Annotated in this window: 1 pseudogene; it reads right to left on the bottom strand. The window is 53.7% G+C overall.

Annotated elements, in window-relative coordinates:
- Positions 1 to 246 (bottom strand): annotated as a pseudogene (locus HEN33_RS25955) (tail assembly protein); the annotation flags it as partial.

The following is a 246-nucleotide window of genomic DNA, read 5'->3' as shown; positions in this document are numbered from 1 at the left end:
CCACGCGCATTTCACCGTACAGAACAGGCAGAACATTGCCCTGGGCAACCATGTTATCCAGTGAGGAGAAATAGGTGTTCTGCTTACCGTTATCCGTGCTGGTCGTTGTTGCGGTACTGGCTTTCGGTGCCAACATCTGTGCAACACCTCCAAGCGTCATCGCCGCGCCCATTGAAAAGAGGATGTCACTAAAAGCGATACTGATCCCCGGCATCCAGATTGCCGTAGCAATCAACGCCGCACCCA

This window comes from Escherichia sp. 94.0001 (assembly GCF_013369155.2).
GTDB classification, from domain to species: Bacteria; Pseudomonadota; Gammaproteobacteria; order Enterobacterales; family Enterobacteriaceae; genus Escherichia; species Escherichia coli_F.
Note: the sequence above shows the minus strand (reverse complement) of the source record. Positions and strands in the feature narration are given on the sequence as shown.